Genomic DNA, 12,131 nt, shown 5'->3' with positions numbered 1-12,131 from the left:
TATAAATGATTTAGAAAATTTGTTATAATATTCAATATTCAATTCTTCTATATTATATAGATTAACGGAGGTCATAAAATGAAATTTGGAATTGTTATTTTCCCTGGAAAAACACTTCAAGATTTAGCTAATTCATATAGAAAGCGCTATGATCCTCATTACTCACTCATTCCACCACATATCACATTAAAAGCACCATTTGAAGCTAACGAGGATGAGGCAAAAACATTAGCTAACAAACTTGATGATATTGCAAAAAGATTTTCTCCTTTACATATTCACATACCAAAATTCAGTTCTTTTCACCCTGTGAACAATGTAATTTATTTAAAAGTAGAACCTTCTACTGAAATTACGGATCTTCATGAGGCAATTGATGCTCTTGGTTATGGAGAGGCTACAGAATATGCCTTTGTTCCGCATATCACGTTAGGACAAAGATTATCAGATGATGAGCATTCAGATGTTTTCGGATCCTTAAGAATGCAGAAGATGAATCACGATGAACACGTTGATCGTTTCCATCTTTTGTATCAACTAGAGAACGGCTCATGGACAGTTTTTGAAACTTTTAGGCTTGGAAAGGAATAGATACTAGTGAATGTAGAAATCGTTACAACAAAAGAACAGCAACAGGATGCCTTTAAAGTTCGAAAACTGGTATTTGTTGAGGAACAACAAGTACCAGAGGAAGAAGAGATTGACCAGTATGACGATGAATGCACTCACTTCGTACTTTACGATCAGGAAATTCCTATAGGTGCTGGTCGCTTTCGAAATTTAGATGGTATCGGAAAAGTGGAACGAATCTGTGTGCTGTCTAGGAGCAGAGGTACCGGTGCTGGGAAACTACTAATGGATCAAATCGAACAGTATGCCAAACAAAATAATTATACTGCATTAAAATTAAACGCTCAAACACAAGCCATCCCCTTTTACAGTAAATTAGGATATGAAGTCATATCTGAAGAGTTTATGGATGCTGGCATTCCTCATCGAACAATGAAGAAATATATATAAAAAAACGCCTCAATTGAGGCATTTTTTTATACACTTATGTCAAAGTATTTTCCTTTTCCTGTAATCTCATATATATGTGCTAAAGCATCATTAGAAGGCCTTATTACTTTTCTTTCTTCTCTTTGAAGCAATTTCTTAGAAAAAGAAGATTGCTGATGCTGATTATCCTCTGAAGTTCCACTTTTTATCGGATTTACTCTATTAACCGATTCATATTTATATGGATCTCTAGATGCTATTAAGTTTCTCTCTATATACTGGTTTGATTGAAAATTAACTACTGGAGCAATATAGCCCATCTTCTTCACCTCTTTCATAAATCTCCCATGAGCTTTTGGAAAAATAAAACTTTTATTTTTTCTTCTTTATGTAGGAGTAATTGTTTTGTTATGATAGAGTTCGATTGAGTTTTTGATTTTAAGGGGTTAATTATGAAAATTGCTATGAAAAATAATGAAAAAGTTAATTTGGACATTTTAGATAGAGAGAATTATCAATTTGTATATGATGAAGCTAAGAAAGGAAAACTTCATTGTCCCATTTGTAAAGAACAGGTCCGTTTGTATTTAGGAATACAAGAGGAGCCCTATTTTTATCATATGCTGCGGAAGCACTTGAATTGTAAAGAATTAGTAAGTAATTCCACTGAAATGTCTAATGAATCTATTGAGTACGTTGAACGAAATGGCTTCAAAATACCAGTCACACGTATGATTGTATCTCCAACCAAACATCATACATTTCAGCCATCAATATATGTCAAAGCTTCTCCCTCCTTTCAACCAACCGTTCGGCAAGAAACAAACATAACCTCACACTATATAAAACGATTATTCAACAACGGTTTCCAACTTGATGATCAACAATTAAAGGCGGTAACAACGGTAAACGGTTCTGTCCTTGTTGTTGCTGGTGCTGGTAGTGGTAAGACGAGAGTGTTGACTACAAGAGCTGCCTATATGCTTTATGAGCTAAAAATAGATCCGAAATCCATCATGCTCGTTACGTTTACAGCGAAAGCAGCCACTGAAATGAAAGAAAGGCTTATTCAATATCCTCTTCTTTCATCTACAGACATCAATAGGCTGTTAACTGGTACATTTCATAGTATTTTTTATAGAATACTAGCTTTCCATGAGCCAGAAAGATGGCATCCATCTAAACTGATAAAAAAGGATTGGCAAAAGGACCAAATACTTAAAGAAGGTGGAAAAACAATCTCACTTGATGAGAAGGAGTTTGCATACGATTTAGCTCTACAACAAATTGGCTATTGGAAAAATACGTTTCTTCTTCCACAGGATGTACAGACAGCTAGTCGTTGGGAGGAGCAAGTGTTGCATTTATATAAATATTATGAACAAGAAAAGGAAAAGAAGAACCTTTTTGACTTTGATGATATGCTCATCGGATGCTATAAATATTTATCCGATCATCCAGATGTGTTAGAAATGTACCAAAATCGATTTCAATACTTTTTAATTGATGAGTTTCAAGATATTAACAAAGTACAATATGAGCTAATTAAATTGCTATCTCGCAAAACCGAAAACTTATTTGCCGTTGGAGATGACGATCAATCTATTTATGCATTTCGAGGTAGTGACCCTAATTACCTTCTATCTTTTGAAAAAGATTTTCCAAATAGTAAAATGATTTTCCTTAACGAAAATTACCGTTCCTCACATGAAATAATTTCAACTGCCAACCGGATCATTGAAAAAAATACAGCTCGCAGAAAAAAAATCATGCAAGCTCAATATCAACATTCTCTTTCACCTATGTTGTTTTATCCTTTTGATGAAGAAGAGGAAGCAACCATGATTGTTCAGGATATACATGAGAAACTACAAAACGGTTATGTTCCAAATGATATCGCCATATTATACCGAACGAATACCGGGAGCCGAGCAGTTTTTGAAAGACTGGCAACGACTAGCTTTCCTTTTCGAATAGATCTGGATTCCGAGAACTTCTATGAACGTTATTTAGTAAAATCCATGTTGTCCTTTCTTCGCCTAATCATTAATGAGGATGACCAGCACGCGATCAGTCAGATTCTCCCAGTTCTCTTTATTAGACAATCGGTTATGACTGACTTAAAAGCAAACAGCATTTTGAATGATTGCTCCATGCTCGAATGCTTATCCAATATTTCAACCGGACATGCTTTTCAAGAAAGAAAGCTAAAAAAGCTATTACCTTCCATTAGGAGCTTGAAAGGACGTACTCCGCTAGAGTGCATTGAATTTATTGAAAAGGAAGTAGGATTTGGGGATTATCTAAAAAAGCGTGGCAATGAAGGAAATAGTCTTGAAAAAGGCTCTGACGATATTCGAGATTTAAAGGTCGCAGCTAAGAACTTCCAAACAATCATCGACTTCCTAGACCACACGAAGCATATGAGTGCTATGAATAAAGAAATAAAACAACTTAGTAAACAGCTTGAACAGGCAATTACCCTTAGCACCATTCATCGAGCAAAAGGATTAGAATACCGGGTCGTGTATATTGTTGATGTTGTTGACGGAGGAATCCCCCACGACTACGCACTAGAATCTTTGAGGAATGGTGAGTCGGCACCAATTGAAGAAGAACGTCGATTACTATATGTAGCGATCACACGTGCTAAAGAAGAATGCTATATAGCGATACCACATAAGAGAAGAGGTAAAAATGCTAAGCCCTCTAGGTTTTTAGCTCCCATCCTTCCTAAATAATAAAGGAAAAAGAAGAGAGAAGCTTCCCGAATTTCGAGAGCTTCTCTTTTTCAATTATTTTTTATTAATCATCTTAGATAACGTATTAAAATCAAGTTGTTTTCCATCAGCAACAATAGAAGAAACGATTTTATCTTCCATTTCTTTTGTGACTGGTTTGTTTGCAATTTGAGATACACGCTTGATTACATTGCGAACTGTTTTTTCATCTTTAAAGTTTGCATTTTGTAATGAACCAGCCAGTTCAAGAATGTCTTTCATATTAACGCCCGTTTTCTTTTCAACATTTTTGAAAAATTGATTATCCATTCTTAAAACCACGCCTCCTTTTTAAGCTACTCTCATCTTATGAAAGAAACAAAAAAAGGTGATTTTTTGAACAGGAAAAAGACCGTTTCTTTGAACAGAAACGATCTTTCTTCCTTCACACTTCCTTTTGGAGATTAGTTGTAAAAGCTAGCTCCAACAATAATTAACAAGATGAATAATACAACGATTAATACGAAAGTTGATCCGTATCCACCGCCGTTGCCACCATAGCCGTAGCCGCAATAGCCGTAACCCATATCAAGTCACCTCACTTTTCCTTGACTTACTATAACGTATGTAAGCGACCTGAAAACGTGTAGGCTTTGTCCTATATCTAAAAAGTTTTAGCCTTTTGGCTTAAATATTAGAGCACCGATAAATGCAAAAACGATTGCTGATGAAATACCTGAGCTTGTAATTTCAAACATGCCAGTTAATACCCCAATAATTCCATGCTGTTCAGCTTCTTGAAGGGCACCGTGAACAAGAGTATTCCCGAAATTTGTAATTGGTACAGTTACTCCAGCACCTGCAAAATCTGCTAATGGTTCGTATAATCCCAACCCGTCTAATACTGCTCCAATAACAACAAGCGTACTTAAAGTATGTGCAGGGGTAAGCCGTGCTACATCAAACATTAGCTGCCCGATTACACAAATTGCACCTCCTACAACAAATGCCCAAAAAAACATAGCGAGCATCTTCTTCCCTCCCTTATTCGTTCATTTCAATAGAAACAGCATGGGCAATACAAGGAATGGTTTCATTTTGTTGAACAGTAAGCGGCGAAAGCAGCGCTCCTGTTGCAACGAATAGAATTCGCTTGTAAGTTCCCTTTTTCATTTCATTTAACAGATGTCCATACAATACTGTTGCTGAACAACCTGCCCCGCTTCCACCGGATTGAACAGGTTGATCTTCATGGTAAATTAACATCCCACAATCCTTAAATTGCTCTTTATTAATTGGTAAGCCTTCCTGTTTCAATAATCCAAACGTTGTCTCATGTCCAATTTTTCCAAGATCACCTGTTACAATTAAGTCGTAATATGAAGGATCAATTTCTAAATCCTTAAAATGAGCTAAGATTGTATCAGCTGCAGCAGGAGACATGGCTCCTCCCATATTAAAAGGATCCGTTAGACCTAGATCAATGACTTTTCCTATCGTGGCTGATGTTGTGACTGGCTTCCCACTTTCATTTCCCTGATTTGCTTTTACTAAGCCAACACCTGCACCTGTTACGGTCCATTGAGCAGTAGGGGGCTTTTGTCCACCGTACTCGGTAGGGTAACGAAATTGCTTTTCCACAGCCGCATTATGGCTCGTAGCACCTGTCAGGATATAATTTCCTCCCCCATAATTAACAAAAAAAGAGGCAAGTGCAAGTCCTTCCATAGATGTTGAACAAGCACCAAATATACCGAGATATGGTAGCTTCAATTGTCTGGCAGCAATGCTAGTTGGAGTAATTTGATTAATGAGATCTCCAGCAATCATAAACTGAACATCATCTACCGTCACACCTTCTTTTTCAAACGCTGTATTTGTTGCAACTTCAAATAAGTGGCGGTGGGCTTTTTCATAAGAATCTTCTCCCATCCATAAATCATCGAAGAGAACATCAAAATCATTTGATAATCTACCATTTGCTTCGAATGGACCACCAGTCACACCTGTAGAAGCAATAACGGGGCGATTATTAAATATCCATGATTGTTTTCCTTTCAGCATTATATTGCCCCCAGTTTGATTAATATCGTCTTGATTAACGCAACCACAAACGCTGAAAAAACCCCAAATAAAACAACTGAACCAGCTAGTTTAAATAAGTTCCCCCCAACACCAAGTACAAATCCCTCTGTTCTATGTTCGATGGCAGCAGAGATGACCGCGTTTCCAAAACCAGTTACAGGTACCGCACTACCTGCCCCTGCAAATTGGCCTAAGCGGTCGTAAACCCCAAAGCCTGTTAAAAGCATGGAGATAAATACCATCGTTGCCACAGTAGGATTACCTGCTGTTTGTTCTGTAAAGCTAAAGAAATAAATATAAAAATAGGTGATAGCTTGACCAATCATGCAGATGAATCCTCCAACTAAAAAAGCCTTTAAACAATTTTTAAAGACCGGTCTTTTTGTTTCAAAATTCTTCTCAAACTGCTTATATTGTTCTACCTCATTTGATTCTGGCTTTTTGTTCCCCACCTTTACATGCTCCTTTCTAAGTTAATTCTTTTTTCAGCTTAATGATTTCTTCGAGATTTTTCTTTGCATCCTTTTTGGAAAAATCCGGATTTTTCATTTTATCATTTAACTCAACGGCTTCTAAAAATATTTTATAATCACTCGAAACAATGAAATTTTCCTTCGGGTACTTTTCTTCAAGCATTTTATTGATTTCCCCTTCAATTTTAACCATATGAAAGCGTTGCAGATGCTTCACTTTATAAGCTACTAATATTTCCTCCTCACCTTTGATGACAGCAACATCATAAAGTTCATCAAATTTAGCCACATCCTTTTTTATAGAGGCCACTAATTTATGATCTTTTTCTTTTTTCTCATCAAGAATGATTGGATCGGGGTCACTTTTTTGAATTAAAGACATCCCACTGTGCTGAGTAGCGTCAGTATTACAGGAAGTAAGCAAGGCTGCTAATGCAGTTATAAAGGTGAGAGTGAGTGATTTTTTCATTTCATTCCATCCTTTGTTCTTATTCTTGTAGTTATTTTTTCAATAATTGAAGATTTTATGTTGGATTACATTTGTCTATTTATTCCATACTCATTTGTTTTCAAAGGTTTAAGTAATATTTACAATTTCTTCATTAAATTCATAAATTGATATGCTAATGTCGAAATAGAGTGAAAAAGGTCAACTTGATCTTTTTTCAGGGAAGGAGCTTTTTTAATGAATTCAACCGCTTTATTCAGTCAAAACATTATCCAACTTCACACATATAGTGATTTAGAAATCCGAAAAGAGTTTCAGACCCTGTTAGCTAAGAAACAATTAAGAACGGTTTTTCAGCCAATTGTTGATCTCACTAATGGCAACACCTTAGGATTCGAAGGATTAACTAGAGGTCCTTTCCAAAGCAGATTCCAATCACCACTTCAACTATTTAAGTATGCAGAAGAATACGGCTCGTTATATACACTTGAAAAAATAGCTAGAGAACTGGCTTTTGAAAATAGCTCAACCATCCTTAGTAAGGACGAAAAGTTATTTATAAATCTGAGTCCTCAGGTGATTTATGATCCAAGTTTCACTCCAGGACATACCGTATCCTTGCTTAAACAATATAAACTCTCCCCTCAAAACATTGTGTTTGAAATAACTGAGAGAAGTGCAATCGAGGATTTTTCTGCCTTTACCAAAGTCCTTCATCATTATCGTGACCAAGGATTTCAAATTGCTGTTGATGATGCAGGAGCAGGTTATTCTTCTCTCCAAGCTATTTCAGAAATTCAACCTGATTATATAAAGGTTGATCGCTCGCTGATAAGCAAAATTCACGAAAACAATGTAAAAAAACATATTCTGGATGCATTTGTAACCTTTGCAAAAAAAGTGGATTCTATTATTATTGCGGAGGGCATTGAATTAGAGGAAGAGTTAGAGGCTGTCATTCAATTAGGAATTGATTGTGGACAAGGTTTTTATATATCCAAACCAAGCTTTCCTGTCACAAAAATAGATGAGACACTTGTAGAAAAGATCATCAGCAAACAAACACAAATAAACAATAAAAGATTACAAAAACCTGTGATTGTCCAACTTGACGACGAAATTTTAATTATGAACAAAAATATAATAATAAAAAAAGTAGTTGTCGAACAACTACTGCAAACCCCAAAGAAAGAATAAAAAATCCTGCTTCTAAAAGAAGCAGGATTTTAATTATCTAGATAGTAAGTGATATCCAGAATCTACATGTAAATTTTCACCAGTCATTCCGCGTGACAGATCGCTAAATAAGAACAATGCAGTGTCTCCAACCTCTTCTTGTGTTGTTGCATGCCTTAGAGGAGAGTTCTCTTCAATTTCCTTAAGAATCAAATTAAAATCGCTGATTCCCTTAGCTGATAATGTTCTTATTGGACCAGCTGAAATAGAGTTCACTCGAATATTGTTTGGGCCTAAATCATTTGCTAAGTATCTTACACTTGCTTCTAGAGAAGCTTTAGCCACACCCATTACATTGTAATTCTTTATTACACGCTCTCCACCAAGGTATGTTAGTGTAACAATGCTTCCACCTTCTGTCATTAGCTCTCTCGCTTCTTTCGCAACCGCTGTTAATGAATAAGAGCTAATATTATGAGCTAGTAAGAAACCATCTCTAGTTGTATTCATGTATTCCCCTTGCAGTTCTTCCTTGTTTGCGAACGCGATACAGTGAGCAATACCATGAATTGTTCCAACTTGTTCTTTGATGGATGAGAAGCATTTTGCGATGTCCTCATCAGAAGTAACGTCACAAGGAATTAAAAGAGCTTGTTGACCTTCTAGTGTTTCAACCAATTTACGAACTTCATTTTCAAACCTCTCTCCTGCATATGTGAAGATTAAGTTTGCCCCCGCATCATGTAAAGAGCGAGCAATCCCCCATGCAATACTACGCTTATTAGCAACGCCCATTACAACTATATTTTTTCCTTTTAAAGAAAGGTTCATTATGTATATCCTCCTAAATCAGAATCTGTTATTAGTACCTAGTACTAATATTACATGAATTTTATCAAAAAGAAAAGTCTTAATGATAAAGATAGTCTGCTGGGGGCCGCCAGCAGACTAATTTTACATAAGAAATTCTAACTCCCTCTTTAACTCTTCAACATACTCCTTAGAACCTGTTACGATTAAACGATCATGTAAGTGAAGCTCCGTATCTCCATGAGGAACGATCGTTTCTTTTCCTCGGAAAATCCGCACAAAAATGACATCTCCCGTAAATGGGAACTTTCTAAGTGTCATTCCTTCATATTGTACATTCATTAATTGAATTTCATATAATGCATTTTCCTGATTGGTAAGAATATTCAATACGCTCGGAGTTTCAATTAATGCACGTAACAATGCCTTTGTTGACAGGAAGATAGAGAATACCTCCACGTCTTGTGCTTTTAGATCCTCCTCTAAATCCTGTGTTTCAATCCTTGCAATAACCCTTTCTACTCCTCTTTCTTTGCATGCTGTTGCTAAATGAGCATTGATTTCATCACTACCTGTAGAAACAACGATAATATCTGCATGAAGTACATTTGCCTTTTCGATTGTTTCAAGCTCAAAATCTGGAATTTCTACAATATTAAAGAGAGAGTCTGCAATTTTATATGTCGCTTTTTCTTGCTTCGTATGATAAATTGTTGGTTCATAAAGACTATCTTCTAGTTGTCTAGAGACTGGCATGGTTAATTGATTGGCACCAATAAAAGCAATCTTCAGTTTTTTCACTTGTACCGATTCTTTTGGTAACAGCTTTTTAAACACAATTGGCGTGAATATACATGTAATGACTGCTACTAAAATAAGCATTCCACTCATTTCATTGGTAATCACACCCATTCTCTCCCCAATCGTAGCAGCTGCAATCACTAAGGAAAGTGTTGAAGTTAAAATAAAGCCTGATGCAATAACGGTTTTGAAATCATACCATTTCATTAAAACTAGAGCAGGGATAATCTTTGATAGGAGCAAAGCGATCAACAGAAGAGGGATAAGTATTATGACCTTCGGATCACTGAAGAGCTCCCATATATTTAACCCCACTCCTACCATTACAAAGAATATAGGAATTAAAAAGCCATAACCAAAGGAATCGAGCTTATGAACTAATTCCTGATTCGGTGATAATAATGACACGAGTACTCCCGCTAAAAAAGCTCCTAGAATATTCTCCGCTCCAACCGTTTCAGAAAGTCCAACAAGAACAATGATTAGAGTAAATACTCCTCTTGTACCAATTTGAATCGTTCCTGTGGAAAGTGGTTCCAATATTTTATTGTTTTTAAATCTTTTCGCAACAAAGTATAAACCAACACCTACAGCAAAAAGAACGAGTAGTAGCCATGTGTTGCTATCTCCACCTCCATATAAAGAAACGAAGACAGCTAGCAAAATCATTGTAACTAAGTCAGCAATTACCGCCACAAGGAGGATGATTTGACCAATATTGGTCTTCATTAATTTTCCTTCCTTTAAAGTCGGAACGACAACACCTAAAGAAATCGTTGAAATAATCAACGTCATTAAAAACGCATTCTCAATAAATCCTGCCAGGACGAATAGATACGATAAAACCAATGACACAATAAAGATACCTATGAAAACAATGGTTGCAGCAACAAAGGTATTCGGTTCCTCCTTACTGCCTTTCTGTACTTTATTTCCACTTTTCTTAAAAGCAGAAAAATCAATTTCAAGTCCACTTAAGAACATCAAAAAAATAAATCCAAGAGTCGACAATGTTTCTAGCCACATGTCTTCATGAACAATATCAAAACCGCTTTTCCCAATGATTAGACCGACAATGATCTCAGCAACCACCACTGGAATAAAGTTTAATTTAAACCGATGTAATAGAATTGGTGTTAAGAATGCAACAACTACTACTATTAATAAAGATGTAACGGAAGCACCATGTTCCATTTGTTTCCCCCCTAGCTAATCAAATATCCCATAAATATAGTTGCCATACCTAAATAAATGAGAAGACTAATAATATCGTTTACCGTTGTAATAAAAGGACCTGATGCAACAGCAGGATCTACCTTGAGTCTGTGCATAATTAGTGGAACTAATGCGCCCGCTAGTGTGGCAACGATCAAAGTCAGCAGGATGGATATCCCAACGAGCATACCTAAGAAAATATCTCCTTTCCATAGATATACAATAATCATCACTAACATTCCACAGGTGGTTCCTGTTATCACACCTGTTCCTGCTTCTCTTACCACTAGCTTTGATTTCTCCTCATTTTCGAGATCACCAGTTGCAAGTCCTCTAACAGCTACAGCCAAGGCTTGAGTACCGGTATTTCCTGCCATACCCGCAATCAGAGGAATAAACACTGCCAAAATAGCTACTTGGTCTAAGGTTTGTTCAAATCGCCCCATTAAATTTGCAGTAATCATTCCTAAAAACAAAAGAATAATTAACCACGGCAGTCTTTTTTTCGCAGCGGAGAGTGGGCCTCTATCAAAACTATCGATCCCCGAGACAGCCGCTAGCTTTGAATAATCATCAGATGCTTCCTCTTCCATAACATCCATTACATCATCTACGGTAATAATTCCGAGAAGATGGTTTTGAAAGTCAACAACCGGTAAAGCTAAGAAATTATAGTCTTTCATTTTCCTTGCAACTTCCTCTTGGTCCTCTCCAACCCCAACAGAATGAACACGTTCATTCATAATCTCTTCTACCATCTGATCATCATCACTGACTATTAAATCCCTAAGGGAGATAACACCAACTAACCGCTTTTCATCGTCTACGACAAACAGATAATAGATGGTCTCAGCGGTTGGTGCCTCCCTTTTTAAAATATACATCGCAGAACGTATGGTTTGATTTGCTGCAATCGAGATAAACTCTGTAGTCATAATACTACCTGCTGTATACTCTTCATAGTGAAGTAACTCTTTAATCTCTTCCGCTGCCTCATTATCCATAATGGCAAGATAACTCGCAACTTGGTCTTTACTCAGCTCATTAAGAACATCTACAGCATCGTCAGTATGCATATTAGCAAGCATTTCAGCAGCATAAGTCGGTGTCATTTGCGAAAGAACTTCTTTGTAATCTTCGTCCTCAATTTCTATATTCTCGAAAATCCCAGCCATTTCTTCTGGGGACATATAATGATAGATCTTAGTTTGGATCTCTTCTTCCAAATCCTTAAAAAATGAAGCTTGATCATATGGATGTAATTCTAAAAATTCTTCTCGAAATTTCCGTATATCTTCATTTTGTAAAGATTCGAATAATAAATCAAAATCAATATGTTGTTTTTTTTCTAGACTGTTATCAGCCATTATTTCTCCTCCTTCCTCCCTATACACTCATCTTTGT

14 protein-coding genes are annotated in these 12,131 nt (G+C 36.4%); 4 read left to right on the top strand and 10 right to left on the bottom strand.

Features of this window, described 5'->3' with window-relative positions; translation table 11 throughout:
- Positions 1-78: 78 nt before the first annotated feature.
- Positions 79-591 (top strand): YjcG family protein, encoded by a 513-nt coding sequence (locus tag ACQ5H4_RS03770; RefSeq protein ID WP_430773672.1) that lies wholly within the window; start codon positions 79-81, stop codon positions 589-591.
- Positions 592-597: 6 nt separating this feature from the next.
- On the top strand, positions 598-1,020 hold the full coding sequence (locus ACQ5H4_RS03765) for a GNAT family N-acetyltransferase (protein WP_430773671.1): 423 nt from the start codon (positions 598-600) through the stop codon (positions 1,018-1,020).
- A 26-nt stretch (positions 1,021-1,046) separates the two neighbouring features.
- Here ACQ5H4_RS03765 and ACQ5H4_RS03760 read toward each other — a convergent pair whose 3' ends face one another.
- The gene (locus tag ACQ5H4_RS03760) at positions 1,047-1,319 is read right to left on the bottom strand and encodes a hypothetical protein (protein WP_430773670.1); all 273 of its coding nucleotides are present in this window, start codon (positions 1,317-1,319) and stop codon (positions 1,047-1,049) included.
- Positions 1,320-1,451: 132 nt separating this feature from the next.
- On the opposite strand from ACQ5H4_RS03760, the gene ACQ5H4_RS03755 reads away from it, so the two are divergent.
- Positions 1,452-3,740, top strand: coding sequence for a UvrD-helicase domain-containing protein (locus ACQ5H4_RS03755; protein WP_430773669.1), 2,289 nt, complete (start codon positions 1,452-1,454; stop codon positions 3,738-3,740).
- Positions 3,741-3,794: 54 nt separating this feature from the next.
- Here ACQ5H4_RS03755 and spoVIF read toward each other — a convergent pair whose 3' ends face one another.
- The 6 genes from spoVIF to ACQ5H4_RS03725 all read right to left on the bottom strand — a co-directional run bounded on the left by spoVIF (position 3,795) and on the right by ACQ5H4_RS03725 (position 6,746).
- Positions 3,795-4,049: a sporulation-specific transcription regulator SpoVIF gene (gene spoVIF, locus ACQ5H4_RS03750; RefSeq protein ID WP_119707282.1), complete on the bottom strand. Its 255-nt coding sequence runs from the start codon at positions 4,047-4,049 to the stop codon at positions 3,795-3,797.
- Between the two features lie 134 nt (positions 4,050-4,183).
- The gene (locus tag ACQ5H4_RS03745) at positions 4,184-4,306 is read right to left on the bottom strand and encodes a YjcZ family sporulation protein (protein WP_119707281.1); all 123 of its coding nucleotides are present in this window, start codon (positions 4,304-4,306) and stop codon (positions 4,184-4,186) included.
- 87 nt (positions 4,307-4,393) lie between these two features.
- A complete protein-coding gene (spoVAE, locus tag ACQ5H4_RS03740; RefSeq protein ID WP_430773668.1) occupies positions 4,394-4,750 on the bottom strand; it encodes a stage V sporulation protein AE in 357 nt (118 codons plus the stop codon).
- A gap of 13 nt (positions 4,751-4,763) precedes the next feature.
- On the bottom strand, positions 4,764-5,783 hold the full coding sequence (gene spoVAD / locus ACQ5H4_RS03735; protein ID WP_430773667.1) for a stage V sporulation protein AD: 1,020 nt from the start codon (positions 5,781-5,783) through the stop codon (positions 4,764-4,766).
- Complete coding sequence (spoVAC, locus tag ACQ5H4_RS03730) at positions 5,783-6,256, bottom strand: stage V sporulation protein AC (protein ID WP_430773666.1); 474 nt, start codon at positions 6,254-6,256, stop codon at positions 5,783-5,785. The genes spoVAD and spoVAC overlap by 1 nt, the downstream gene beginning before the upstream one ends.
- Positions 6,257-6,272: 16 nt before the next feature.
- Complete coding sequence (locus ACQ5H4_RS03725) at positions 6,273-6,746, bottom strand: sporulation protein (protein ID WP_430773665.1); 474 nt, start codon at positions 6,744-6,746, stop codon at positions 6,273-6,275.
- Between the two features lie 216 nt (positions 6,747-6,962).
- Here ACQ5H4_RS03725 and ACQ5H4_RS03720 point away from each other — a divergent pair, with 216 nt between their 5' ends.
- A complete protein-coding gene (locus tag ACQ5H4_RS03720; RefSeq protein WP_430773664.1) occupies positions 6,963-7,922 on the top strand; it encodes an EAL domain-containing protein in 960 nt (319 codons plus the stop codon).
- 33 nt (positions 7,923-7,955) lie between these two features.
- Here ACQ5H4_RS03720 and fabI read toward each other — a convergent pair whose 3' ends face one another.
- From fabI to mgtE, 3 genes are all read right to left on the bottom strand, one after another.
- Complete coding sequence (gene fabI, locus ACQ5H4_RS03715; protein ID WP_430773663.1) at positions 7,956-8,732, bottom strand: enoyl-ACP reductase FabI; 777 nt, start codon at positions 8,730-8,732, stop codon at positions 7,956-7,958.
- 123 nt (positions 8,733-8,855) lie between these two features.
- A complete protein-coding gene (locus ACQ5H4_RS03710; protein WP_430773662.1) occupies positions 8,856-10,706 on the bottom strand; it encodes a monovalent cation:proton antiporter family protein in 1,851 nt (616 codons plus the stop codon).
- Between the two features lie 11 nt (positions 10,707-10,717).
- The gene (gene mgtE / locus ACQ5H4_RS03705; protein WP_430773660.1) at positions 10,718-12,094 is read right to left on the bottom strand and encodes a magnesium transporter; all 1,377 of its coding nucleotides are present in this window, start codon (positions 12,092-12,094) and stop codon (positions 10,718-10,720) included.
- Between the last annotated feature and the right edge of the window lie 37 nt (positions 12,095-12,131).

Source organism: Bacillus coreaensis (assembly GCF_050586445.1).
Classification (GTDB): Bacteria; Bacillota; Bacilli; order Bacillales; family Cytobacillaceae; genus Robertmurraya_A; species Robertmurraya_A coreaensis.
Note: the sequence above shows the minus strand (reverse complement) of the source record. Positions and strands in the feature narration are given on the sequence as shown.

Excerpts from the sequence above, each read along its gene's own strand:
- ACQ5H4_RS03745 (WP_119707281.1), bottom strand. The coding sequence starts at position 4,306 with ATGGGTTACGGCTATTGCGGCTACGGCTATGGTGGCAACGGCGGTGGA.
- ACQ5H4_RS03720 (WP_430773664.1), top strand. The coding sequence starts at position 6,963 with ATGAATTCAACCGCTTTATTCAGTCAAAACATTATCCAACTTCACACA.
- mgtE (WP_430773660.1), bottom strand. The coding sequence starts at position 12,094 with ATGGCTGATAACAGTCTAGAAAAAAAACAACATATTGATTTTGATTTA.
- spoVIF (WP_119707282.1), bottom strand. The coding sequence starts at position 4,049 with ATGGATAATCAATTTTTCAAAAATGTTGAAAAGAAAACGGGCGTTAAT.
- ACQ5H4_RS03725 (WP_430773665.1), bottom strand. The coding sequence starts at position 6,746 with ATGAAAAAATCACTCACTCTCACCTTTATAACTGCATTAGCAGCCTTG.
- ACQ5H4_RS03770 (WP_430773672.1), top strand. The coding sequence starts at position 79 with ATGAAATTTGGAATTGTTATTTTCCCTGGAAAAACACTTCAAGATTTA.
- ACQ5H4_RS03710 (WP_430773662.1), bottom strand. The coding sequence starts at position 10,706 with ATGGAACATGGTGCTTCCGTTACATCTTTATTAATAGTAGTAGTTGTT.
- ACQ5H4_RS03755 (WP_430773669.1), top strand. The coding sequence starts at position 1,452 with ATGAAAATTGCTATGAAAAATAATGAAAAAGTTAATTTGGACATTTTA.
- fabI (WP_430773663.1), bottom strand. The coding sequence starts at position 8,732 with ATGAACCTTTCTTTAAAAGGAAAAAATATAGTTGTAATGGGCGTTGCT.
- spoVAE (WP_430773668.1), bottom strand. The coding sequence starts at position 4,750 with ATGCTCGCTATGTTTTTTTGGGCATTTGTTGTAGGAGGTGCAATTTGT.
- spoVAD (WP_430773667.1), bottom strand. The coding sequence starts at position 5,783 with ATGCTGAAAGGAAAACAATCATGGATATTTAATAATCGCCCCGTTATT.
- ACQ5H4_RS03760 (WP_430773670.1), bottom strand. The coding sequence starts at position 1,319 with ATGGGCTATATTGCTCCAGTAGTTAATTTTCAATCAAACCAGTATATA.